At 40.0% G+C, this 21,176-nt stretch carries 23 protein-coding genes and 5 pseudogenes; 10 read left to right on the plus strand and 18 right to left on the minus strand.

Features of this window, described 5'->3' with window-relative positions:
• Positions 1 to 12: 12 nt before the first annotated feature.
• From ACSLFW_RS18885 to ACSLFW_RS18895, 3 genes are all read left to right on the plus strand, one after another.
• Positions 13 to 447, plus strand: a complete 435-nt coding sequence (locus tag ACSLFW_RS18885; protein WP_436557043.1) for a hypothetical protein — start codon at positions 13 to 15, stop codon at positions 445 to 447.
• Between the two features lie 387 nt (positions 448 to 834).
• Complete coding sequence (locus ACSLFW_RS18890) at positions 835 to 1,089, plus strand: T9SS type A sorting domain-containing protein (RefSeq protein ID WP_436557044.1); 255 nt, start codon at positions 835 to 837, stop codon at positions 1,087 to 1,089.
• A gap of 119 nt (positions 1,090 to 1,208) precedes the next feature.
• On the plus strand, positions 1,209 to 1,628 hold the full coding sequence (locus ACSLFW_RS18895; RefSeq protein WP_436557045.1) for a nucleoside-diphosphate kinase: 420 nt from the start codon (positions 1,209 to 1,211) through the stop codon (positions 1,626 to 1,628).
• A 117-nt stretch (positions 1,629 to 1,745) separates the two neighbouring features.
• Here ACSLFW_RS18895 and ACSLFW_RS18900 read toward each other — a convergent pair whose 3' ends face one another.
• Both ACSLFW_RS18900 and ACSLFW_RS18905 read right to left on the minus strand, forming a co-directional pair.
• Complete coding sequence (locus tag ACSLFW_RS18900; protein ID WP_436557046.1) at positions 1,746 to 2,042, minus strand: DUF721 domain-containing protein; 297 nt, start codon at positions 2,040 to 2,042, stop codon at positions 1,746 to 1,748.
• On the minus strand, positions 2,042 to 2,458 hold the full coding sequence (locus ACSLFW_RS18905) for a lipocalin family protein (protein WP_436557047.1): 417 nt from the start codon (positions 2,456 to 2,458) through the stop codon (positions 2,042 to 2,044). Before ACSLFW_RS18905 ends, ACSLFW_RS18900 begins: the two co-directional genes overlap by 1 nt.
• 101 nt (positions 2,459 to 2,559) lie before the next feature.
• Between ACSLFW_RS18905 and ACSLFW_RS18910 the strand changes: the two genes are divergently transcribed.
• Complete coding sequence (locus tag ACSLFW_RS18910; protein WP_436557048.1) at positions 2,560 to 3,639, plus strand: serine hydrolase domain-containing protein; 1,080 nt, start codon at positions 2,560 to 2,562, stop codon at positions 3,637 to 3,639.
• Here the strand turns inward: ACSLFW_RS18910 and ACSLFW_RS18915 are convergent.
• The 11 genes and pseudogenes from ACSLFW_RS18915 to ACSLFW_RS18965 all read right to left on the minus strand — a co-directional run bounded on the left by ACSLFW_RS18915 (position 3,636) and on the right by ACSLFW_RS18965 (position 10,926).
• On the minus strand, positions 3,636 to 3,965 hold the full coding sequence (locus ACSLFW_RS18915) for a hypothetical protein (RefSeq protein WP_436557049.1): 330 nt from the start codon (positions 3,963 to 3,965) through the stop codon (positions 3,636 to 3,638). The two genes, ACSLFW_RS18910 and ACSLFW_RS18915, sit on opposite strands and share 4 nt — an antisense overlap.
• Positions 3,965 to 4,918, minus strand: a complete 954-nt coding sequence (ftsY, locus tag ACSLFW_RS18920; RefSeq protein ID WP_436557050.1) for a signal recognition particle-docking protein FtsY — start codon at positions 4,916 to 4,918, stop codon at positions 3,965 to 3,967. Before ftsY ends, ACSLFW_RS18915 begins: the two co-directional genes overlap by 1 nt.
• A gap of 323 nt (positions 4,919 to 5,241) precedes the next feature.
• Complete coding sequence (locus ACSLFW_RS18925; protein WP_436557051.1) at positions 5,242 to 5,394, minus strand: DUF4295 domain-containing protein; 153 nt, start codon at positions 5,392 to 5,394, stop codon at positions 5,242 to 5,244.
• Between the two features lie 30 nt (positions 5,395 to 5,424).
• Positions 5,425 to 5,608 (minus strand): annotated as a pseudogene (rpmG, locus tag ACSLFW_RS18930) (50S ribosomal protein L33).
• A 27-nt stretch (positions 5,609 to 5,635) separates the two neighbouring features.
• Positions 5,636 to 5,872 carry a 50S ribosomal protein L28 gene (gene rpmB, locus ACSLFW_RS18935; protein ID WP_091259039.1) on the minus strand — a complete coding sequence of 79 codons (237 nt, stop codon included), beginning with the start codon at positions 5,870 to 5,872 and terminating at the stop codon, positions 5,636 to 5,638.
• Positions 5,873 to 6,005: 133 nt separating this feature from the next.
• Complete coding sequence (locus tag ACSLFW_RS18940; protein ID WP_436557052.1) at positions 6,006 to 6,920, minus strand: DUF4476 domain-containing protein; 915 nt, start codon at positions 6,918 to 6,920, stop codon at positions 6,006 to 6,008.
• Between the two features lie 104 nt (positions 6,921 to 7,024).
• Positions 7,025 to 8,279: pseudogene (locus ACSLFW_RS18945) on the minus strand (competence/damage-inducible protein A).
• A complete protein-coding gene (locus ACSLFW_RS18950; RefSeq protein ID WP_436557053.1) occupies positions 8,279 to 8,716 on the minus strand; it encodes a hypothetical protein in 438 nt (145 codons plus the stop codon). Before ACSLFW_RS18950 ends, ACSLFW_RS18945 begins: the two are co-directional and overlap by 1 nt.
• A gap of 297 nt (positions 8,717 to 9,013) precedes the next feature.
• Positions 9,014 to 9,358, minus strand: coding sequence for an Hpt domain-containing protein (locus tag ACSLFW_RS18955; protein WP_436557054.1), 345 nt, complete (start codon positions 9,356 to 9,358; stop codon positions 9,014 to 9,016).
• Complete coding sequence (locus ACSLFW_RS18960) at positions 9,358 to 9,969, minus strand: fumarylacetoacetate hydrolase family protein (protein ID WP_436557055.1); 612 nt, start codon at positions 9,967 to 9,969, stop codon at positions 9,358 to 9,360. Before ACSLFW_RS18960 ends, ACSLFW_RS18955 begins: the two co-directional genes overlap by 1 nt.
• Positions 9,970 to 10,149: 180 nt before the next feature.
• Entirely contained in the window at positions 10,150 to 10,926 is a 777-nt protein-coding gene (locus ACSLFW_RS18965) for an exonuclease domain-containing protein (RefSeq protein WP_436557492.1), read from the minus strand.
• Positions 10,927 to 11,381: 455 nt separating this feature from the next.
• On the opposite strand from ACSLFW_RS18965, the gene ACSLFW_RS18970 reads away from it, so the two are divergent.
• Positions 11,382 to 11,651, plus strand: coding sequence for a helix-turn-helix domain-containing protein (locus ACSLFW_RS18970; RefSeq protein WP_436557493.1), 270 nt, complete (start codon positions 11,382 to 11,384; stop codon positions 11,649 to 11,651).
• Between the two features lie 281 nt (positions 11,652 to 11,932).
• On the opposite strand, the pseudogene ACSLFW_RS18975 reads toward ACSLFW_RS18970, so the two are convergent.
• From ACSLFW_RS18975 to ACSLFW_RS18990, 4 genes and pseudogenes are all read right to left on the minus strand, one after another.
• A pseudogene (locus ACSLFW_RS18975) lies at positions 11,933 to 13,254 on the minus strand (dihydrolipoamide acetyltransferase family protein).
• Between the two features lie 85 nt (positions 13,255 to 13,339).
• Positions 13,340 to 14,488 (minus strand): glycosyltransferase family 2 protein, encoded by a 1,149-nt coding sequence (locus ACSLFW_RS18980; RefSeq protein WP_436557056.1) that lies wholly within the window; start codon positions 14,486 to 14,488, stop codon positions 13,340 to 13,342.
• A 2-nt stretch (positions 14,489 to 14,490) separates the two neighbouring features.
• A complete protein-coding gene (locus ACSLFW_RS18985) occupies positions 14,491 to 14,781 on the minus strand; it encodes a type II toxin-antitoxin system RelE/ParE family toxin (RefSeq protein ID WP_436557057.1) in 291 nt (96 codons plus the stop codon).
• On the minus strand, positions 14,778 to 15,023 hold the full coding sequence (locus ACSLFW_RS18990) for a hypothetical protein (protein ID WP_436557058.1): 246 nt from the start codon (positions 15,021 to 15,023) through the stop codon (positions 14,778 to 14,780). The genes ACSLFW_RS18985 and ACSLFW_RS18990 overlap by 4 nt, the downstream gene beginning before the upstream one ends.
• A 245-nt stretch (positions 15,024 to 15,268) precedes the next feature.
• Between ACSLFW_RS18990 and ACSLFW_RS18995 the strand changes: the two are divergent.
• Both ACSLFW_RS18995 and ACSLFW_RS19000 read left to right on the plus strand, forming a co-directional pair.
• Positions 15,269 to 17,129 (plus strand): annotated as a pseudogene (locus ACSLFW_RS18995) (ABC-F family ATP-binding cassette domain-containing protein).
• Positions 17,130 to 17,238: 109 nt separating this feature from the next.
• Positions 17,239 to 18,075 carry an O-methyltransferase gene (locus ACSLFW_RS19000; protein WP_436557059.1) on the plus strand — a complete coding sequence of 279 codons (837 nt, stop codon included), beginning with the start codon at positions 17,239 to 17,241 and terminating at the stop codon, positions 18,073 to 18,075.
• Between the two features lie 100 nt (positions 18,076 to 18,175).
• Here the strand turns inward: ACSLFW_RS19000 and ACSLFW_RS19005 are convergent, their stop codons facing one another.
• Positions 18,176 to 18,847, minus strand: a complete 672-nt coding sequence (locus tag ACSLFW_RS19005) for a hypothetical protein (RefSeq protein WP_436557060.1) — start codon at positions 18,845 to 18,847, stop codon at positions 18,176 to 18,178.
• A gap of 219 nt (positions 18,848 to 19,066) precedes the next feature.
• Here ACSLFW_RS19005 and ACSLFW_RS19010 point away from each other — a divergent pair.
• From ACSLFW_RS19010 to ACSLFW_RS19020, 3 genes and pseudogenes are all read left to right on the plus strand, one after another.
• Positions 19,067 to 19,758: pseudogene (locus ACSLFW_RS19010) on the plus strand (ABC transporter ATP-binding protein).
• A 387-nt stretch (positions 19,759 to 20,145) separates the two neighbouring features.
• A complete protein-coding gene (locus tag ACSLFW_RS19015) occupies positions 20,146 to 20,715 on the plus strand; it encodes a cob(I)yrinic acid a,c-diamide adenosyltransferase (RefSeq protein WP_436557061.1) in 570 nt (189 codons plus the stop codon).
• A 180-nt stretch (positions 20,716 to 20,895) separates the two neighbouring features.
• Positions 20,896 to 21,117 carry a DUF2795 domain-containing protein gene (locus ACSLFW_RS19020; protein ID WP_022828503.1) on the plus strand — a complete coding sequence of 74 codons (222 nt, stop codon included), beginning with the start codon at positions 20,896 to 20,898 and terminating at the stop codon, positions 21,115 to 21,117.
• The last annotated feature ends 59 nt before the right edge of the window (positions 21,118 to 21,176 follow it).

Consider the following 21,176-nt stretch of genomic DNA (forward strand, 5'->3'; position numbering starts at 1 on the left):
CAATCGGAATTCTTGGAACTGCCGTCAACGCTGATGGTTTTGCGGTTGGACATCAATCTTGATACGCCAGACGGAATAATTTATACATTACCAGACTGGACATTTTCTGAAGGTGAAGCAAAATTCAGGTTTGATGACGCGTGGGCTGTAAATTATGGAGGCGCGACTTTTCCTGCAGGAACCGGTTTATTGGAAGGCGTAAACATCGTAGTAACACCGGGAACTTACACAGTAACTTTCAACAGAATGACGCTGGCTTATAATTTTGACGGCGACGCTTTCCCAAGTGTCGGAATGATCGGTGATGCGGTAAGCGAAAGTGGATTCGGTGGTGATGACATCGACATGTATACTTCTGACGGAATCAACTACAACCTCGACGGGCATGATTTCGTAACCGGAGGCGCTAAATTCAGACAGGATAACGCCTGGACATTAACTGGGTAGTACGGCTTTCCCGAATGGCTTCGGAACTCAGGGTGGTGAAAACATTCCGGTCACCGGAAATCGTTATAATGTATATTTCAACAGGGAAACCGGTAACTATTCATTCAATTATGTATACATCGGCATTTTCGGCGACGCTGTTAACGGCTGGGACGGAACTGATGTTGATTTGGGCACTGAAGACGGAATCAATTATTTGCTAACCGATCAGGTTTTATTGGCAGGTGAGTTGAAATTCAGGCAAAATCATTCCTGGATGTAAACTGGGGATCGGTAGATTTCCCTTCCGGAACAGGCACCCAGGGCGGATCAAATATTCCTGTAACTGCAGGAACTTACGATATTGCTTTTAACAGGCTGACAGGTCAATATTCGATTCTTGAACAATTGGGTGTTGGAGATTTAAATACCGTTAAATTCACTGCATATCCAAATCCAACTAAAAATGCATGGAATTTTACCTCATCAAAAACTGCAATCTCTTCGGTTACGATTGTGGATGTTTTAGGAAAAACGGTGCTTACCCAGGATTTCAGTTCGACTGATGCGAGAATTGACGCGACTTCACTTCCGCAAGGCATGTATTTCGCAAAAGTTACTGCCGGGGAAAATACCCAAACAATTAAAGTGGTTAAGAATTAAGATAGATTTAGTTTAATGCAAATCCCTTATCAGAAACGGTAAGGGATTTTTTTTGCGCTGATTTTAATTTTAATAATTGATAATAAAAGGCTACTTTTGCACCAAAATTTAAAAATAAAATGGCAACAAACAGAACATTTACTATGATTAAGCCGGATGCGGTTGCAAACGGACACATCGGAAACATCCTGAAAATGATAACCGACGGAGGTTTCAAAATCGTTTCTTTAAAATTAACGCAACTTACTGTGGCTGACGCCCAGGCTTTCTATTCAGTACATGCAGCACGTCCGTTTTACGGAGAATTGGTAGAATTCATGTCGAGAGGCCCAATCGTAGCCGCTATTCTTGAAAAAGACAATGCTGTAGAAGATTTCAGGACTTTAATCGGTGCCACAAACCCCGCTGAAGCTGCTGAAGGAACTATCAGGAAAGCATACGCAACTTCAATCGGTGAAAACGCTGTTCACGGTTCTGACAGCGACGAAAATGCTGCTATCGAAGGCGCATTTCACTTTGCGGGAAGAGAGCAGTTTTAGTAATCAGTACCCGGTGGTCAGTATTCAGTGACTGCTTTATCAATAAAAAAATCCGTTTCATTTGAAGCGGATTTTTGTTTTTTTGGACACTGATTACTGAACACCTACCACTGAACACTATCTTAAAACAACTTCTTTCACCACTTCGCGCCGCAGTTCCTCATTGATCATTTTGATGATTTTATCTTTGCCGTAACTCAGTTCTTCGCGAAGCACAGACGACGTCAATTCGACATATAAAACGCTTCCTTTCAAGGCGACATTTCGGGTGTAGGTATTCACGCCATTTCCCATCAACGACCGCCACGCTTCTTTCACTGCAATCTGGTCGATGCCGGGCTGAAGCTTGTTAACTTGTATGATTTCTTTAAGGATATCACCAATCGGGCTGTCGTTGCTGAGTCGCTTTGCCATTATTTTAAGCTGAATGGAATTGGTTTTTTGTATTGGTATGAAATGCCCTGCGAATTTTTCAGGGTGAGTTTGTCATCTGAAATTTTCAAGATTTCGTCCTGCCATTTGATGTAATCAGTTTTGTATTCAAGGAACGTTTTTCCGTTTTTGAAAATCACTTTTACTTTTTCTGATTGGTTGTTCACCAAATATTTTCCGTCAAATTGCGGCATTACTTTTTTCCGGAAACCGGAATCATTTTTTATCTCCAGATAATCAATGGTTTCATTTATTTTATAATCTTTTTCGGAACCGTCGGCTAAGATTACTTTCTCGATTTCCCAATAACCATTGAGTTTTGCAATGTCTTGCTCCTCTATTTTTTGCTGACAGGCCGATAAAATCAAAACCGTAAATAATAAAACTGCTCTTTTCATCTGAAATTTCTAAACAATAAAATTACCATTAAATGCGCTTATAAAAAAGCAATCGATTAAACTATTTGATAAATTTAAAGTCTTAAAAGAAACCCCAAACCATGAGAAAAATATATTTTCCGATACTGCTGATTTTTATGTTTTTAGGATGTAGCCCGAAAGACGATAATCCAACGGAAGAAAATCCACTTCCGACAGAAACGATGTATTTCCCGCCAATTACCGGTACTGAATGGGAAACCAAAACAATCGCTGACCTCGAATGGAACCAGTCCGCTGTACAACCATTGCTCGATTACCTTGAAACCAAGCATTCAAAAAGTTTTATGATTTTAGTAAATGGAAGGATAGTCATGGAAAATTACTTCAACGGGCATTCTGCTACTACACCATGGTATTGGGCAAGCGCAGGGAAGACTTTGACTGCAACCGTGACCGGAATCGCCGAACAACAAGGGTTTCTGAATATCAATGACAAAGTTTCTCAATATTTGGGAACCGGCTGGACAAGCGAGTCTTTGGCAAAAGAAAACCTGATTACGAACAAGCATCTTTTAACAATGACTTCCGGGTTTGACGACGCATTAGGCGACGACGTCTCTCCCGCCAACCTGCAATACAAAGCCGACGCCGGAACACGTTGGGCTTATCATAATGCATACGTGAAATTACAGGACGTGGTGGCAGCCGCTACCGGACAGACATGGCCGAATTACTTCAATGCACAACTTCGCGATAAAATCGGGATGACTGGTGCATGGCTTCAAAGTGGGGAAGATTTGAGTGTTTATTGGAGCACGACGCGAAGTATGGCGCGTTTCGGATTGCTGATGCTCAACAAAGGAAAATGGGATGGCACCCAGATCCTGAACGAAAATTACTTTAATGCAGCGACAACAACCTCACAAAATATCAACCTCGGATATGGTTATTTGTGGTGGCTCAACGGAAAAGCAAATTACCATTTGCCGCAAAGCCAGCTGACTTTTCCGGGAAGCATCATTCCGACCGGACCGAACGATATGTTTATGGCGTTGGGCAAAAATGACCAGAAAATCTATGTGGTTCCTGGTAAAAAGATGGTGATTATCAGAATGGGCGACGCGGCAGACGACGTGAATTTAGCACTTTCAGATTTTGACGAAGTGCTTTGGGAAAAAATCAGCGCGCTTTATAATTAAGTGCTAAGAAAAAAGTCGATAATCTGCGGATAGCAGAATTGGAACAGCAGCATAATTGCAAAAGAAACAATCTGCACCACATAAAAATATTGCTTTTTGTAAAGACAGAATACGTTCGCTATCAAAATCAGCAAATAGGAAATCACTACGAAAATGGTGAAATTCCGAACACCGATAATTAAAGATTCCGGAATGAGCGGGTTTTTAATTGCTGCTTTCTGTTGGAAATAAGCCGTCAGCACCGATATAATCTGGAAAACACAGAAAAACGCAATTACTGCAGAAAAAATAAGCTGTAATTTTCTCCGCGTGCTATTATTGACCATTATTTAAAGAAAGAATCTACGAATTCAAACTTATTGAAAACCTGTAAATCTTCAATGCCCTCGCCTACTCCGATATATTTTACCGGAATCTGAAACTGGTCTGAAATACCGATTACGACGCCTCCTTTTGCAGTTCCGTCGAGTTTTGTGACTGCTAATGAAGTGACTTCGGTAGCGGCAGTAAATTGTTTCGCCTGCTCAAAAGCATTTTGTCCGGTTGAACCATCTAAAACCAATAAAACGTCATGTGGCGCGTCGGCAACCACTTTTTGCATCACCCGTTTTACTTTGGTCAGCTCTGCCATTAAGTTGACTTTATTGTGCAGACGGCCTGCAGTATCGATGATAACAATATCGGCGTTTTGTGCTACGGCAGACTGCAAGGTATCAAAAGCTACGGAAGCCGGATCACTCCCCATTTGTTGTTTTACCAAAGGAACGCCCACACGGTCGGCCCAGATCTGTAATTGATCGATAGCTGCAGCGCGGAAAGTATCAGCAGCACCTAAGACCACACTATAACCTGCTTTTTTGAATTGATGCGACAGTTTACCAATTGTTGTGGTTTTTCCGACGCCATTAACGCCGACAACCATTAAAACATAAGGCTTTTTATCTTTTGGAATGCTGAATTCTGTGGCTTCACCGAGATTGGTTTCGGATAAAAGTGCGCCGATTTCTTCGCGCAGGATTTTGTTGAGTTCGTCGGTTCCGAGGTATTTGTCTTCGGCGACGCGTTTCTCGATGCGTGTGATGATTTTTAAAGTGGTGTTGACACCAACGTCTGAAGCGACGAGCACTTCTTCAAGGTTGTCCAGAACCTCATCATCTACTTTTGATTTTCCGGCGACGGCTTTGGTGAGTTTGGAGAAAAAAGAAGTTTTGGATTGCTCGAGGCCTTTATCGAGTGTTTCTTTCTTTTCGGAAGAGAATATTTTTTTGAAAAAACTCATTTTAATTAGAAAATTTGAAAATTAGATAATGAGATAATTAGCGAACTTGTGTGTAAAAAATTTCCGGATGATTCCATAATTTTCTAATTATCTCATTCTCTAATTGACTCATTATTCAGCCCGGATAGCAGTGGAAAGCCCGGAGGCGTGAAGGCCAGTTTTTTGATTATTGCCGGGGCGACCAACGGAAGCCGCGGGAATGATACAAAAAACGGCTTGAACGCTGAGGACTTGCAACGCATAGCCGGAAAAGCTGCACAAAGATAAAAATAAAAAAGCTACTTCCGGATGAAAGTAGCTTTTGTATATGATGGAATTGTTAATTATTTCTTTTTCAAGAACTCATCAACCAACTCAGGAGCCATAATCGCTTCAACGAAAGTATAAGCTCCGGTTTTTGGAGACTTTACCATTTTGATGGCTTTTGATAATCTTTTAGACTGTGTCTGTAAGGTCGCTACGGTTTTCTTTGCCATGACTTATATTATTAAGAGACGAATCTCTGATTACTTAATTTCTTTGTGAACAGTTACTTTTTTCAGGATCGGATTGAATTTTTTGATTTCCAATCTGTTCCGGAGTATTTTTCTTGTTCTTTGTGGTGATGTATCTGGATGTCCCAGCAACGCCTGAAGCTTTGTGCTCAGTACATTCTAAGATTACCTGGATTCTGTTGCCTTTCTTTGCCATTTTGCTTTGTATTTATTTGGGAAAAGATTATTTAATAAATCCTTCTGCCTGTGCTTTTTTCAAAACAGCGGCAATTCCGTTCTTGTTAATCGTTTTAATAGTAGATGCAGCTACTCTGAGCGTAATCCATCTGTCTTCTTCAGGAAGATAAAAACGCTTCTTAACCAAGTTTACAGAAAATTTTCTCTTGGTTTTATTCATAGCGTGGGAAACGTTATTTCCTACCATCGCTCTTTTACCTGTAAGGTCACAAACTCTAGACATTATGCTTATCTTTTATCGTTATTCAAAATCAGGGTGCAAAGAAAAGAAAATAAACTGCATTTACAAAACATTATTCTTCTTTTTTTTAAAATATTTTCGGTCAGGATTTTAGGCAGCTGACAGAAATTAAATTTTACTTATTCCCGATGTATTCTGTCAATTCATCAATGCTGGTGCTGAAGGTAAAAATATCGTTCAGTTTGAAATAGTTCTTCGGATCTGTGCAGTGGTCGTAAGCGAATTTGGCGAATTCAAGCTTTGTAGCTTCGAAAGAAATCGTATTTGCCAACTGCTTAATCTGGTTCACATTAAGGCAATTTGCCTCTGTAATCTGCTTCGCAACTTTGAGTTTTGTATCGTCAAAATTCTGCTTTTTTACCGATGCCAAAGCGCTGTTGAAATTACCGGCACCCATTGCATATCCGCTGTTGCAACCGTCAGGAACAACCTCTTCAAAACCAAGATTTTGTTGCGAACCGCTGTTGATGGTCGTAGTTGTTGTTTCTGTATAAACACCTGAAGGCTCGCTGATGTTGACGTTCATGTTGATGCCGCCTACGTTGACGCCCATTCCGATACCGTTATTACCGCCGACAGTTGTTGTAGTAGTGGTCGTTTGCGAAACGGTATTGACCGGCGGTGGCGCTCCGTAATGCATTACATAAACATTTTTCGGCGCAACATAATGACGGTCGACCGGAATTTCCGAAAAGAAATTCAGCTTCATTTTATTCTTGTTGTTCTTATCGCGTTTGATTTTGTATGTAACATCTTCGTAAATGCCGTCGATGTCAGTAATAGAAAGATTATTTTTCGAGATTTCAGCAAGCGCTTTGTTCTCGAAAATGATTTTTGCATTGTAATACGGTTGGGTAAGCTCTTCAATCCTGAGATTGGTTTGCGGAATGTCATTCTGCTGCTCTCCGTTCAAAATCAGGTAGAACTTATCGCCGTCTTCTGAAAAAATCGTCAGGTTTCCGGTTGGTGCCTGCGCAAATGAAAGTGTTGCTACTAAAGAGGCCGCAATTGCAAAGTAAATTTTCTTCATAAATATTTTGATTGTTAAGGTTGCCAAATATCCATTTTGGAGCGCCCGAAAATAGCTATTTTTTTTGACAGAAGCCAAAACAATGCCAATTTAACGATGAAATGTCAATTATTTTTGAGGGTTTCTTTCTGAAGCAACTCAAGTGCCTTATTTACAGCGCGGTCGATTACTTTTTCACGCGGCTGCCCGAAATTAAATTCTTCGCAAATTACTTCGCTCGGAGTTGCCAATGCGATAAAAACCGTTCCGACTTTGGCATCTGCACCATCATCTTTTGCCGGCCCGGCATTTCCGGTGGTGGCGATGGCGTAATCGGTTTTCATTAATGCTTTTACGCGGGTTGCCATTTCCGTTGCGACTTCGGCGCTTACGACAGAATATTTTTCGATGGTTTCGGGTAAAACGCCGAGGATATTTACTTTGATTTCTTTGGTGTAGGTGACGATGCTGCCTTTAAAATAAGCTGATGCGCCGGGAACCGAAGTAATGGTCTGTGCAATCTTTCCTCCAGTGCAACTTTCGGCAGCGGCAATCGTCTTTTTATTTTTAGTAAGCCATTTTCCCAAAACAAATTCAATCGTTTCATCTTCTTCAAATCCGACGATGATTTCGCCGATGATTGCTGTGAGCGAAGTAACATTTTCATCAATAGATTTTTCTAAAACCGCTTTATCAGTTCCCCTTGCGGAAAGGCGCAAACGCACGCGTCCCGGACTTGGCAAATACGCCAGTTTGATGAAATCTGGCAGGTTATTTTCCCAGTCTTCGATTTTTTCGGCGAGCATGCTTTCGCCCATTCCATAAGTCAGGATGGTTTTATGGATGATGTAGGGGCGTTCGTATTCCTTTACGATTCTTGGAATAATTTCGTTTTCAATTAAATATTTCATCTCAAACGGAACGCCGGGAAGCGAAATAAAAACCGTATCTTCTTTCTTCATCCACATGCCGGGCGCGGTGCCGACTTTGTTGAATAAAACCATCGCTTTTGACGGCACCAGAGCCTGGTCTTTGTTCAATTGCGTAATCGGTCGTTTGAAAAATCCTTCGATCAATTCGGTTACGTGTGCCAGAACGGCTTCATCGGTTACGAGTTCATCCTCAAAATAATCGCAGAAAGTTTTCTTCGTAATGTCGTCTTTCGTCTGGACCTAACCCACCCGTAATTACAACCAGATCGACTTTGTTCTGTAATTTCTTAAAAGTATCGAGAATGTGGGTTTTGTTGTCCGAAATCGAAATCATCTCATCAATTTCAATTCCGATTTTGTCGAGTGATTTAGCGATGAATCCGGAATTGGTATCGACGATTTGGCCGATCAGGATTTCGTCTCCGATTGTTACTATCGTGGCTTTCATTAGTTTCTATATCTTATCACGAGCGGTACAAAAGGTTCACAACCTTCAGGAATCGTAATCCTTTTATGGATTTTGGTGATTTTTAACAAAGTATAGGTAGACGAAATTTTACCGCTGTTGGGATTATAATGGTAATATAATTTCGGAATGCCATTCGGCAAATTTGGTTTTGATTTCCACTCAGCAAATGCAGTCGGGTGAATTAGTAATGGCAAATGATATTCTGTTCCGGGCTCAATTACCCAATTCAAAATGCTCAGGTTTTTTCGCTTCTCACGTTTTAGTTTTACACTTCTTAAATAATAATGATCATAATTTTTCCCGTCAATCAGCGTATCATTTGCTACCGTGAAATCGTAATTTTTCAGTTGGTCTTTTTGATAATAGGAAAGAGCTACCTGACTGTATTGAAAGATTAAATTTTCGGAATCTGGCATTTCTTTAGAAAAAATTGATTTAGCAGTAATCGAATTATAATCATAAAAGGTCAACTCATACTTGAGACTGTCAACTGAATCGATAAAGGCAAAATAATTACTATCCTTGGAATTGGTCATAATAATTTGTCGCTTAACCATTGAAGTATCTGCGAACCTCACACTATATTCCAGAATACAATCAAAATCAAATACCTTCTGCGCACTCACGCCAGCAAAAAACAAAAAAGCCGATAACAGGAAAATGCGTTTCATATGCCTTTCTGCTTTACTTACAATTAAAAACCGAAGTAATTCTTAAAGATTAAAATCCTTCGTAATCTCCTTCACCGCCTTCTCCACACGCGCTTCAAGGCTCTTAAAAGTATCCTTGATTTCCTTGCGCTTGCCTTCGCGTTTGGTCCAGTCTTCAATCACGAGGATTTCTTCAAAACCAACGGTCATTCCGAGCAAATCGAGTGTCGGCTTGATTTTATGGGCATAGGCATATGCCTGTTTGTAGTCTTTATTTTCGATGCCTTCTTTCACCTGCTCTAGGTCGGCAGGGACTTCGGTAACAAAAAGCTCGGCAATCTGCAATGCAAAATCGTCGTCATTTTCCGAAATAGCGTAAACTTTGGATAAATTATAATTTAATGCCATTATTTTACCTGTATTCTGAATAGTTTGTTGTCTTCTAAAAAGCCTTCCAGCACGTCATTGGGCTTTACCGCCGCAACGCCTTCCGGAGTTCCCGTAAAGATAATATCGCCGATTTTGAGCGTGAAAAACTGAGAAACATATGCAATAATCCCGTCAATTTTCCACAGCATATTGGCTGTATTACCCTTTTGGACAGACTTTCCGTTATTGGTTAATTCAAATGTAAGATTTTCCATCGATACAAACTGCGATTTCGGCAAAAATTCTCCTATAACTGCCGAACCGTCAAATGCTTTGGCTTTTTCCCACGGCAGGCCTTTGTCTTTCAGCTTTTGCTGTAAATCGCGCGCGGTGAAATCAATTCCAAGACCGATTTCATCATAATAAGTATGTGCGAATTTTGGCGAAATATACTTCCCTACTTTGTTGATTTTCACCAAAACTTCCACTTCATGATGCACGTCTTCACTGAATTCCGGAATCACAAAAGGGAATTTCTTCAGTACAATCGCCGTATCCGGTTTGAGGAAAATCACGGGTTCATCAGGACGCTCGTTTTGCAATTCCTCGATGTGTTTGGCATAGTTGCGGCCGATGCAGATTAGCTTCATTTAAGTTGCAAAGTTTCAGAGTTTCAAAGTTTCAGAGTTTTTTTTAAGAAGCATAATCCGGCTATCCGTTCCAATCTTTTGTCTCGTTAAAGAAACGAGACAAAAGGATTTCCACTGCTATCCGGGCTAGGCTGTAGCGCAAAATTGGAAAACTTTGCAACTTTGAAACTTTATTACTTATTAATTTAGTTTATTATTCAATTTACGAAGTTTGATCGCCGTAAGCACTTTCTTCGTATACAACGGGAAATCAGCATTTTGAATCCAGCTGAAGTATCCCGGTTCGGTCTCAAGTATCTTTTCGACTTTCGCGCCTTTGTGCTTCCCGAAAGTGAAGATTTCCTCATCGTCTTTATCAAAGGCAATCATTCCGGCGAAATCGGCGATTTTTTTTCTGGTTGTGAATTCTGATAACGATTTCATATCATTCTCCAATTCAGGGTAGCGATCGAGCTGTGATTTCAGGATTTCGTAAGTCGCCATTGTATCAGCCTCGGCGGAATGCGCGTTTTCAAGGCTTTTTCCGCAGTAGAATTTCAAAGCGGCACTTAAAGTACGCTCTTCCATTTTGTGAAAAATCGTCTGCACATCAACAGAAACGCGGCTTTTCATATCGAAATCCAAACCAACGCGCAGCAGTTCCTCCGCTAAAAGCGGGATATCAAAACGGTCAGAATTGTAACCTGCCAGATCAGAATCCTTAATCATATTATAAACCTGATGTGATAAATCCTTGAAAGTCGGCTCGTTCGCCACTTTTTCATTGCTGATACCATGAACGGCAGTCGACTGCGGCGGAATCGGCATTTCCGGATTCACTAACCATGTTTTGCTTTCTTTATTTCCGTTTGGAAAAACCTTGAAGATTGATATTTCGACAATCCTGTCCTTGCAGATATCGATTCCGGTGGTTTCGAGGTCGAAGAAGCAGATTGGGCGGTTGAGTTTGAGTTCCATTTGATATTTATAAGGATACAAATGTAGTTGATTAAGGTGAAGTTGCCAAGTGATGACGTGTTTGTAATCATCAAATTCATACGCCAAACGTCTAAAATCAGTAAAAAATAATTAAATAAATGTATTTATTACTTATTTATTTTTATAAATTACTTTAGTAATAAACTTTATTATATTAATTATAAAATTTATTACTCTTAAAATATAATTTATTACTTAATAAATAAATTTTATTACTTATCAGCTAAAACAGATTACGCCTCGGCAAAAACAGATTACTTCTCGGTCAGGATGTATTACTAAATACTTATTTTTTCGTATTATTGTCTTTTATTTTAAACACGTGTAGCATGTTAAGAAAAAAAGAGGCGACCTGAAACCTTATGACAGCAGTATCATTTTAGACCTATGGCCCATCCCTGAAGGCACGAAACATCAGGTTTCCGTCGGCATTCCTGATCAAGGCAGGCATCAACAACCGCAGCCTGGTAAAAATGATGAACGGGCAGGCGGTACAGGTAAATTTAAGGCAGCTTACGATATTGTGCACCAGCCTGAACTGTACGCCCAACGACCTTTTTGTGTTGCGTGATATGCAGTTGCCTGAACATCACGCACTAAATAACCTTGAGGTTGCAGGCAGCGCTGATGATTTTCCGAGTGTAGAGGAATGGCTCAACGGGAAAAGCATTGAAGAGGTGAAGAATATTCTTAAAGGTAAATAAAATTCCTGAAAATGATATTAATCCCTTTATCCTTTATAGCTTTTACACCGTTAATCCTTTTGTTATGGGACAATTACGGAAATCTGCAGCTCGGGAAGGCATCCGGAAAATCCTGTCATTTCTTTCGCTGGCCGCAGCTTCCTGTTTACTTTTGAAATTATTCAAGATGTATTTTGTTATTGCATTCCCGGTACTTTTTCTGTTTTCCTGATAATCAGCAAATCGTGCCATAAAAAAAGCGACCTGAAATAAGGTCGCCTATTCTGTATAAGATTCGTTTTTTAGAAATCCCTGTTAGCATCAAAGGCTTCAAGATAATCAGCAACGCGTTTCACGAAACTTCCACCCAACGCACCATCAACAACGCGGTGGTCATAAGAATGCGACAAAAACATTTTTTGGCGGATGCCTATGAAATCGCCTTCAGGAGTTTCTATAACCGCAGGCACTTTTCTGATGGCGCCTAATGCTAAGATTCCAACTTGCGGCTGGTTGATGATTGGGGTTCCGAAAACGCTTCCAAAAGTCCCGACATTGGTTACGGTGTAAGTGCCGCCCTGCGTATCATCTGGTTTTAATTTTCCGGCTTTTGCGCGGTTGCCTAAATCGTTTACGGCTTTGGCCATTCCGACCAGATTGAGTTGATCTGCATTTTTAATAACAGGAACAATTAAATTTCCGTTTGGCAGAGCTGCTGCCATTCCAAGGTTGATGTTTTTCTTTTTGATGATGTAATCGCCTTCGACAGAAATATTCATTCCGGGAAATCCTTGAGTGCTTTTGCGACAGCTTCCATGAAAATTGGCGTGAAAGTGAGCTTCTCGCCTTCTCTTTTTTCGAATGCGGTTTTTACTTTATCGCGCCATTTTACGATGTTCGTCACATCGACTTCGATAAACGACTGCACGTGTGCCGAAGTTTGCACGGATGCGACCATATAACCTGAAATCAGTTTGCGCATGCGGTCGATTTCGACAATTTCGTCGCCTCCATTTACAGAAACGGGTATTGGGTTTTGGGTTTTAGGTGTTGGTGTTTCAGTTTGTGGTCGTGGAATTTCTGCTACGTGTACAGGAGCTGCCGACTGCTGACTGCCGCCTGCTTTCCTCTCGGCGACAAATTTTAATATATCGTCTTTGGTCACGCGGCCGTCTTTGCCACTGCCATTTATTTTTTCAAGTTCATCTACAGAAACGCCTTCTTCCCTGGCGATATTTTTCACTAATGGCGAGAAGAATTTTTCAGATTGTGAGAAATCCTGTGGCTCAGAAGTAGTTGCTTTAGCTGTTTCAACCGTTTTTTGCACTTCAGCAACTGCCGCAGCCGGAACATCGTGCGCCGGAGCGTCAACGACAACGCCGCCTTCAATTTCAATGTAAGCGATTGTCTGGCCGACTTTTACAACGTCATTCACATTGAAAAGGATTTCAGACAAAACGCCCGAAACTTCAGAAGGCACTTCAGAATCTACTTTATCGGTAGCGATTTCAAGAACAGCTTCGTCAGCTGCAATCGGGTCGCCTACTTTTTTTAACCAATTCGTGATGGTCGCCTCAGCAACGCTTTCTCCCATTTTCGGAAGTTTCAATTCAAATTTTGCCATATTGATAACCTGATGGTGAATTAAATTTTCTAGGTGCAAAATTACTGATAATTTTAAAATCTCGCAGTCATTTTGCCCTTTAATCTTACAATTTTATGACTTCTCCCCTGCTGTCGCTGCTATTGCTACCGATAATGAAATCGCGGTTTTTTGGCAGAATCTTAAACGTAAAATTACCGTTTCTGAGCGTTTGCATGACAGAAATGCAATCTTTGAATGCAATTGCGTTATTATCAAAAATCACTTCCGCATTTTTTTGTTCCGAAAACGTTTGCGAAAATAATGCTTTTTGGTTTTCCGATTTTAATAATGTGACGATTTTTTGAAATTTTGATGCGAGTCTTTTCTGTAAATTTTCATCATCGGAAATCAGGATATAATTTTCCGGAATTTTATTTTGCTGTTTTAAAGCGGTTGATTTTTTAGCCGAAGCGAATAAATTCATGCCCATTTCAAGTAAAAAAGAAAAATATCCGGAGAAGTGCTTTTTATAGAAAATCGCCATTCCGTCACGGAAATTCTTTCGGTATTTTTCATCTTTGATGGTGCTTTCCCCTTTATAATGGATGACCGAGGTTTCGTGGAAATAATAATTCGTTTTTCCTGATTTTATGGCAGAATACGACAAATCGATATCTTCGCCGTACATGAAGAATTGTTCGTCGAATCCGCCTATTTCATTGTATAAATCGCGTTTCATCAGCATAAAAGCCCCTACGAGAATATCAATCTCTCCGGTTTCATTTTCTGATAAATGAGAAGCGTAATATTTGCCGAAAAGTTTCGGTGATAATTTATACAAACCTGACATTCTGGTGAAGGAAATAAATGGGGTCGGCAATCCGCGTTTGGATTCGGGCAAGAAATTTCCTGTTCCGTCGATGAGTTTGCAGCCGGTAATTCCGAGGTTATTTTGCTTTTCAGCGAAGGCCAATATCTTTGAAAAAGTGTCTTCAGCAACAACCGTATCCGGATTTAAAATGCAGATGTATTCGCCTTTTGCAGCGGCAACGCCGATATTATTCCCTTTTGGAAAACCTGAGTTTTCTTTGTTTTCAATCAGCCTCACATCCCGAAAACGTGATTTTATCATCTCGCAACTGTCGTCAGGGGAATTGTTGTCGACAACAATAATTTCAGCATCAATATCCGGAATCGCTTGCTGTACGCTTAAAACGCAAAGCTCGAGGAAATAGCGAACGTTGTAGTTGAGGATGACGACGGAGAGTTTCACAATTAAAATTTCAGTTTTGTTGGATTTTGGTTTGTATTGAAAACCCTCAAAATTACAACACTATCTTTATGTACAGCATAAATAATTTTAAAACTGAAAATTGCCGTAAATCTTACATGTTCAAGATTAATAATTGGATCAATCGGGAATTTATATGGGAAATCGGCGAGTGATTCTGCCAGTTCATAAATTTTATTGAATACTAAAACGGCATTTTGCGGACTTTCCCTTCTTATAAATTCATAAATCTGTTTGAGTTCGTCTGCTGCTTTTCTTCTCCAGACAACTTTCATTGACCCAGAATTTCTTTTTTTAATTTGTCTTCGGAAAGCGTTTCCAATTTACCTTCGTTGAGTAAATTCAGGCTTTCACGTATATCATTTGCGTATGCTTTTTCAGAAATCGGATTTCCTTCAGCATCAAATCCGATTACATTTTCGTTATCGAGTAAATTGGTGATTTTTTCTAAAACGGAAACGTCTTCTATGCTCAGTATTCTTTGTGTGATATTGATTTTCAATGCCGCTGTATTCATGATGAAATGATTATGATTTCAAATTTACGAAATACTGTTCGACGATGATTACGGTTTTCCCGTAAAAATTGTTAACGTCAATCGAAAACGAATGCCTAGCCCCGATTGACAAGGAAAATCCTTTTTGTTCTTTCTTTAAGAACAAAAAGATTTGGGAGGAAAGCGGTAACCGAGCTTCAAAAAAAGCGAATTGGCGAAGCAAATTGCTCCTGAAAAATAGCTTACTTTTGCCAAAAATTATCCTTGTGAATTACCTTTCAGTAGAAAATATATCGAAGTCATTTGGCGAACGCATTTTGTTTGAAAACATTTCGTTCGGCATCAACAAAGACCAGAAAATCGCCTTTATTGCCAAGAACGGAACGGGCAAAACGACCATCATGAACATCATTAACGGCGAGGAAGAAGCCGATTGGGCCAGGCCGTGATGCGCAAGGAAATCAAGATGGCGTTTTTGTCGCAGGTGCCGAATCTGCAGGACGAACTCACGATTGAGGAAAGTATTTTCGCTTCGGATAATGAGATTCTGAAAGTCATAGAAGCATACGAAAAGGCGCTCGAAAATCCTGCCGACGAAGAAGCCTACCAGAAAGCTTTTGACAAAATCTAACCAGCACAATGCGTGGGATTTTGAAACACAATTCAAGCAGATTTTGTTCAAACTGAAGCTCGAGGATTTTAAATTGAAAGTGAAAAATCTTTCGGGCGGACAGAAAAAGAGACTTTCATTAGCTATTATTCTCATCAGCCGTTCGGATTTGCTGATTCTCGATGAGCCTACGAATCATCTGGATTTGGAGATGATCGAGTGGCTTGAAAGTTATTTCGCGAAAGAAAATATTACGCTTTTCATGGTCACGCACGATCGTTTCTTTTTGGAGCGCGTTTGCAACGAAATCATCGAATTGGATAATGGAAAATTGTACCAATATAAAGGTAACTACTCTTATTATTTAGAGAAAAAAGAGCAGCGGATTGCCTCGGAAAACGCGAGTATTGATAAAGCGCAGAACTTATTCGTAAAAGAATTAGCGTGGATGCGCCGCCAGCCGAAAGCGCGAACGACAAAATCGAAATCACGCCAGGATGATTTTTATGTCATCAAGCAAAAAGCCGAAAGCCGCCGCAAGGAAAACCAGGTCGAGCTTGAAATCAATATGGAAAGAATGGGCAGCAAGATCATTGAGCTGCACAAACTGACCAAAAAATTCAAGGACAAAGTGATCCTTGATAATTTTACTTTTGATTTTCAGCGCGGCGAACGCATTGGGATTATCGGGAAAAATGGTACGGGAAAATCGACGTTTTTGAATTTGATTACGGGAACGATTCCGCCTGATTCCGGGAAAGTCATTACGGGCGATACGATTAAAATCGGTTATTATACGCAAAGCGGCATCAACCCGAAACCGGGGCAGAAAGTCATTGATATTATTAAGGAATATGGGAATATATCCCGCTTACGAAAGGAAAAATTATTTCTGCCGGGCAGCTTCTCGAAAGATTTCTTTTCGACAGGAAAAAACAGCATGATTATGTTGAAAAACTGAGTGGCGGCGAGTTGAAAAGATTGTATTTGTGTACGGTTTTAATCCAGAATCCGAATTTTTTGATTTTGGATGAGCCGACGAACGACCTTGATATTGTGACTTTGAATGTACTTGAGAGTTTCCTTCTGGATTATCCTGGATGCTTACTCGTAGTTTCGCACGACCGTTATTTTATGGACAAAATCGTAGATCATTTATTTGTATTCCGTGGCGAAGGCGAGATAGAAGATTTTCCCGGAAATTATTCTGATTTCCGTGCTTATGAAGACAGTGCCGATGTTGCACAGAAAGAAGAAAATAAGGTAGAGAAAAAAGCCTGAAGCAGAACAATCCGACAGGGAATCTGACTTTCAATGAGCAGAAGGAATTCCAGAAAATCGAGCGTGAAATCAAGGATTTAGAAATCGAAAAAGCCAAAATCGAGCAATTATTTTCTGACGGAAAAGTAGCAGATTCCGAAATTGAAACGAAAGCGAAGCAATTGCAGGATGTCATTTCTAAAATTGAAAATAAGGAGGAGCGCTGGTTTGAGCTTTCTGCAAAAATGGAGGAGTAGCTTACCACGAAGGCACGAAGTTTTAGATTTTTGTCTTTGCTTTGGTTTGCTTCAACAAACCTGAATCTTCGTATCTTCGCGTAAACCTTTGCGCCCTTTGCGGTAAAAAATGCTTTTTCAGATAAAATCATACCTAAAATTCCTTTGGAACTCCAAAAACGCACATGGCGTGCATTCGCCTTTTGTGTTTGATCTGGTGACGAAATGTTTTTACGATAAAGCAAAATATCCTGAATATGCAATCCTGAAAAACTATCGGAAATCGTTACTTGAAAACAAGAATTTCATTGAGGTGAAAGATTTCGGCGCGGGTTCAAAAGTTTTCAAATCGAATAAAAGAGCGATTGCAAAAATTGCCAAAACTGCCGGAATTACGGTAAAAAGAGCGGAATTGCTGTTTCGCGTTGTCCGTTATTTTAAACCTGAAAATGTTTTGGAAATCGGCACTTCTTTGGGATTGGCAACTTCGGCGATTTCTCTTGGAAATATTTCTTCAGAAATTACAACCTTAGAAGGCTGTCCGGAAACTGCCGGAATTGCACAACTTCAATTTCAAAAAAACAATTTCAACGTCAACTCGGTTATTACTGAATTTGAACGTTATTTGAAATCCCTGAACCCAGAACCCAGAACCTTGAACCTGATTTACTTCGACGGCAATCACCAGAAAGAAGCGACTTTATCCTATTTTGAACTGCTTTTACACACTGCTACGAATAATTCCGTCTGGATTTTCGACGATATTCATTGGTCGAAAGCAATGGAAGAAGCTTGGGAAATTATCAAGAAGCATCCAAAAGTGACTGTCACAATTGACACATTTCAATGGGGATTTGTATTTTTCAGGAAAGAACAACAAAAAGAAAATTTTGTCATCAGGGCAAATGATTCAAAATGGCTGAATGCTGTCTTAGGACTTCGAAAATTATACGGATTGATTGATTAACAACTTAGTATCTTCGCGCCTTTGTGATGAATGAGAACAAAAAAAGTGGCGATCGTAACGACCACCACTTTCCTGAATTAATAACTAACCAATTATTATCTTATTTTGCTTCTTCTTTAGCGTCTTTGTTTTCTGAAGCTTTTGCGCCAATTCTTTCAATTTTGAATTTTGGAGCAAACCTTACTTTGATTGAAGCGATTTTTCTGTTGTCTTCGCCTGTCAAACCTTCTTTTTCTACAGTGTTTTTACGCGCATCAAGTGCTTCATACAAAGCTTTGATTTCGTCGAAATCCTCACGGCTGTAATTGTCTTTGTTGGCTTCAAAGGTGTCGTAGAAGTTTTGGTAAGTCTGAAGAATATTGTCTTTGTTTACCCATGAAAAGTTCATGTCTTCACCCACTTTTCCTGCTCCAAAATAAGCATCACGGATGATTTGTTTTGGGTTTGCGGCAGGCGCTTTGTCCTGGGCCATTTCAGCCACTACTTTTGCTTTCAGGGCATCATATTTTGCTTTACTTGCATCGAGTTTTTCCTGCGCCGCAGTTTTGTCTTTCAAGTCTGCTAAAGCAGCTTCAGCTTCGCTTACCCTTACCTGATATGCTGCGTCGATGGCTTCCCAATTGGTTTTTGCGTCAGAAACGTTTTCTAATGAATCAACATATACCACGTAAGTATCAACTCTTTTCTGTGCGACTTCTTGTTTTTCGTCCTTGCAAGAAGTGAATCCTAATGCGATTACCGCTATTCCTAAAATTAATTTTGTGCTTTTCATAACTGTTGGTTTTGATTTAAATTATATAAGCAAATTTACATATTAGCTAATTAATAATAAGTTTTATCTGAATAAATTAAGAATAATTTAATATTCGTGCTATTTTTTTGATAATTATTCTAATTATGTAAAATCATAACGTAATCATGTAACATATATTAAAGCTAACTGACCTATATTAAAAACAAAAAATAGCTATTTTTATATCAAATTAAAATTATGGCAGGTTCGCTGATCAATATTACCAACATCAAACGCGATTTTATTCTCGGAAATGAAGTCGTTTATGTCTTAAAAGGAATCGATCTCCAAATCAATAAAGGCGAATATGTTGCATTGATGGGCAGCTTCAGGCTCCGGAAAATCAACTTTGATGAACCTTTTGGGTTGTCTCGACACGCCTACTTCCGAACATTATATATTGAATAACAAAGATGTCAGCCAGATGAAAGACGACGAACTGGCCGAGATCCGCAACAAAGAAATCGGATTTGTGTTCCAGACATTCAATCTTTTACCAAGAACGACGGCGCTTGACAACGTAGCATTGCCGATGATTTATGCGGGTTATTCTAAATCAGAAAGAAATACACGCGCCAAAGAAGTGCTTAATCAAGTGAACCTCGGCGACAGAATGGACGCACCAGCCAAACCAGCTTTCAGGCGGACAGCGACAGCGGGTTGCGATTGCGCGCGCTTTGGTCAACAAACCGTCGATCATTCTGGCGGATGAGCCTACAGGAAATCTTGACAGTAAGACTTCCGTCGAAATCATGAAGCTTTTCGGAGACATCCACGCCAACGGAAATACCGTTATTTTGGTAACGCACGAAGAAGAAATCGCTTCTTATGCACACCGCGTGATTCGTTTGCGAGATGGCATCATTGAAAGCGACACGAAAAACAAATAACTTCCACATTATGAAAACTGTCGTTTGCTTGGTCGTTTTATTCGTTAATGTTTGTAACATTTCCGCGCAAAGCGAAAGCCATAAACAAGTGACGGATAATTTTATCATGCAATTCAACGCCGGTGATTTCGAATCAATTTACGAATCCTTTTCGCCTAAAATGAAAAGAGCACGTTCGAAAAAATTTTTTCTCGACCTTTTCGCAAGGGTAAAGAACTCGGCATTTTACAGCAACTTCAATTGTTGGAGTATGACGAAAATCCGAAAAGATCGCGCGCAGTCTACGACGGCATTTTTGAAAAGGAAATAATTACGGTCAAGATTTCTGTCGACACACAAAATAAAATCACCGGATTATACTTCAAACGGAAAAACTTAATTTAATTTATGAAAGTCTACACCAAAACCGGCGACAATGGTACCACCGCACTTTTCGGAGGAACGCGCGTCCCGAAAGATCATATCAGAATCGAAAGTTACGGCACAGTTGACGAACTCAATTCTTATATCGGATTGATTCGTGATCAGGAAATGAATCAACATTATAAAGAAATTTTAATTGAAATTCAAGACCGTTTATTTACAATCGGCGCCATTTTGGCAACGCCGCCAGAAAAAGAAGTTCTGAAAAACGGAGAAATGCGATTGCAAAATTTAGGAATCGTAGAATCAGACATCGAATTACTTGAAAATGAAATAGATGCCATGGAATCTTCTTTACCGCCGATGACGAATTTTGTCTTACCGGGCGGCCACACCACCGTGTCATATTGTCATATTGCCCGTTGCGTTTGCCGTCGTGCAGAGCGTTTGGCGGTGCATTTGAGCCATAACGAACCCGTTGCAGACATCGCTATTAAGTACCTGAACCGACTTTCTGACTACCTTTTCGTCTTGGCACGAAAGTTGACTTTTGACCTGAACGCTGAGGAAGTGAAGTGGATACCCAGAAAATAGTGTTCAGTGATTAGTATTGAGTTGGCAGATAGCAGTCTGCAGACACCATAAACACTGAAATCTGCGGCCTGGAACCTGCAATCTTTCAGCTACGTTCTTAACTTTTTTAAAATAAAACGATTTTTACTTGACTTATTCAGTAAAAAATTTATTTTTGCATAAACTAAAAAATTCGACAAGATGTATTGGACATTAGAATTAGCATCTTATTTAAGTGATGCGCCGTGGCCAGCAACCAAAGACGAACTTATCGACTACGCCATCAGAGCAGGAGCACCGCTTGAAGTGGTTGAAAATCTGCAATCCATAGAAGATGAAGGCGAAATTTATGAGTCGATGGAAGAGATTTGGCCTGACTATCCAACAGACGAAGATTATCTTTGGAACGAGGATGAATATTAAAAAAATAAATTCAATTGAAAAGTCTCATTATGAGGCTTTTTTTTTGCTTAAATTTGCAC

This window comes from Flavobacterium sp. 3HN19-14, assembly GCF_051373205.1.
In the GTDB taxonomy this organism is placed as follows: domain Bacteria; phylum Bacteroidota; class Bacteroidia; order Flavobacteriales; family Flavobacteriaceae; genus Flavobacterium.